This window comes from Pantoea sp. OVA07A (assembly GCF_019969975.1).
Taxonomy (GTDB): Bacteria; Pseudomonadota; Gammaproteobacteria; order Enterobacterales; family Enterobacteriaceae; genus Pantoea; species Pantoea agglomerans.
Genome location: NZ_JAHXYM010000013.1, coordinates 1 through 2,956 on the forward strand (window position 1 = coordinate 1; position 2,956 = coordinate 2,956).

A 2,956-nucleotide genomic window follows, 5' to 3' on the forward strand; every position below is an offset into this window, starting at 1 on the left:
TGTCTCTCAAAAACGCCTCTGGCGTTGTAAGGTTAAGCCTCACGGGTCATTAGTACCGGTTAGCTCAACGCATCGCTGCGCTTACACACCCGGCCTATCAACGTCGTAGTCTTCAACGTCCCTTCAGGACTCTCAAGGAGTCAGGGAGAACTCATCTCGGGGCAAGTTTCGTGCTTAGATGCTTTCAGCACTTATCTTTTCCGCACTTAGCTACCGGGCAATGCCATTGGCATGACAACCCGAACACCAGTGGTGCGTTCACTCCGGTCCTCTCGTACTAGGAGCAACCCCCCTCAATTCTCCAGCGCCCACGGCAGATAGGGACCGAACTGTCTCACGACGTTCTAAACCCAGCTCGCGTACCACTTTAAACGGCGAACAGCCGTACCCTTGGGACCTACTTCAGCCCCAGGATGTGATGAGCCGACATCGAGGTGCCAAACACCGCCGTCGATATGAACTCTTGGGCGGTATCAGCCTGTTATCCCCGGAGTACCTTTTATCCGTTGAGCGATGGCCCTTCCATTCAGAACCACCGGATCACTATGACCTGCTTTCGCACCTGCTCGAGCCGTCACTCTCGCAGTCAAGCCAGCTTATGCCATTGCACTAACCTCACGATGTCCGACCGTGATTAGCTGACCTTCGTGCTCCTCCGTTACTCTTTAGGAGGAGACCGCCCCAGTCAAACTACCCACCAGACACTGTCCGCAGCCCGGATTACGGGCCTACGTTAGAACATCAAACATTAAAGGGTGGTATTTCAAGGTTGGCTCCACGCAGACTGGCGTCCGCGCTTCAAAGCCTCCCACCTATCCTACACATCAAGGCTCAATGTTCAGTGTCAAGCTGTAGTAAAGGTTCACGGGGTCTTTCCGTCTTGCCGCGGGTACACTGCATCTTCACAGCGAGTTCAATTTCACTGAGTCTCGGGTGGAGACAGCCTGGCCATCATTACGCCATTCGTGCAGGTCGGAACTTACCCGACAAGGAATTTCGCTACCTTAGGACCGTTATAGTTACGGCCGCCGTTTACCGGGGCTTCGATCAAGAGCTTCTCCTTGCGGATAACCCCATCAATTAACCTTCCGGCACCGGGCAGGCGTCACACCGTATACGTCCACTTTCGTGTTTGCACAGTGCTGTGTTTTTAATAAACAGTTGCAGCCAGCTGGTATCTTCGACTGGCTTCGGCTCGGGGAGCAAGTCCCTCCACCTACGCGCCAGCGTGCCTTCTCCCGAAGTTACGGCACCATTTTGCCTAGTTCCTTCACCCGAGTTCTCTCAAGCGCCTTGGTATTCTCTACCTGACCACCTGTGTCGGTTTGGGGTACGATTCTGTGTTACCTGATGCTTAGAGGCTTTTCCTGGAAGCTGGGCATTTATCACTTCAGCACCGTAGTGCCTCGTCGTCACGCCTCAGCGTTAACAAGCGTCCGGATTTACCTGGACACTCCGCCTACACGCTTAAACCGGGACAACCGTCGCCCGGCTGATATAGCCTTCTCCGTCCCCCCTTCGCAGTAACACCGAGTACAGGAATATTAACCTGTTTCCCATCGACTACGCCTTTCGGCCTCGCCTTAGGGGTCGACTCACCCTGCTCCGATTAACGTTGAACAGGAACCCTTGGTCTTCCGGCGAGCGGGCTTTTCACCCGCTTTATCGTTACTTATGTCAGCATTCGCACTTCTGATACCTCCAGCATGCCTCACAGCACACCTTCGACGGCTTACAGAACGCTCCCCTACCCAACAACACATAGTGTCGCTGCCGCAGCTTCGGTGCATGGTTTAGCCCCGTTACATCTTCCGCGCAGGCCGACTCGACCAGTGAGCTATTACGCTTTCTTTAAATGATGGCTGCTTCTAAGCCAACATCCTGGCTGTCTGTGCCTTCCCACATCGTTTCCCACTTAACCATGACTTTGGGACCTTAGCTGGCGGTCTGGGTTGTTTCCCTCTTCACGACGGACGTTAGCACCCGCCGTGTGTCTCCCGTGATAACATTCTTCGGTATTCGCAGTTTGCATCGGGTTGGTAAGCCGGGATGGCCCCCTAGCCGAAACAGTGCTCTACCCCCGAAGATGAGTTCACGAGGCGCTACCTAAATAGCTTTCGGGGAGAACCAGCTATCTCCCGGTTTGATTGGCCTTTCACCCCCAGCCACAGGTCATCCGCTAATTTTTCAACATTAGTCGGTTCGGTCCTCCAGTTAGTGTTACCCAACCTTCAACCTGCCCATGGCTAGATCACCGGGTTTCGGGTCTATACCCTGCAACTTAACGCCCAGTTAAGACTCGGTTTCCCTGCGGCTCCCCTATACGGTTAACCTTGCTACAGAATATAAGTCGCTGACCCATTATACAAAAGGTACGCAGTCACCCCCATAAAGAAGGCTCCCACTGCTTGTACGTACACGGTTTCAGGTTCTGTTTCACTCCCCTCGCCGGGGTTCTTTTCGCCTTTCCCTCACGGTACTGGTTCACTATCGGTCAGTCAGGAGTATTTAGCCTTGGAGGATGGTCCCCCCATATTCAGACAGGATACCACGTGTCCCGCCTTACTCATCGAGCTCACAGCATGTGTGTTTTTGTGTACGGGAGTATCACCCTGTACCCTGCGACTTTCCAGACGCTTCCACTAACACACAAACTGATTCAGGCTCTGGGCTGCTCCCCGTTCGCTCGCCGCTACTGGGGGAATCTCGGTTGATTTCTTTTCCTCGGGGTACTTAGATGTTTCAGTTCCCCCGGTTCGCCTTGCAGCACTATGTATTCATGCTGCAATGATGCACAGAGTGCACCGGGTTTCCCCATTCGGACATCGACGGCTGTAGCGGTTCATATCACCTTACCGTCGCTTTACGCAGATTAGCACGTCCTTCATCGCCTCTGACTGCCTGGGCATCCACCGTGTACGCTTAGTCGCTTAACCTCACAACCCACAGGCGTTTT

At 53.8% G+C, this 2,956-nt stretch carries 1 rRNA gene; it reads right to left on the bottom strand.

The annotated features are described in order from the left end of the window. Positions 1-28 precede the first annotated feature (28 nt). Positions 29-2,936 (bottom strand): 23S ribosomal RNA (locus tag LC417_RS22205). Positions 2,937-2,956: the final 20 nt, after the last annotated feature.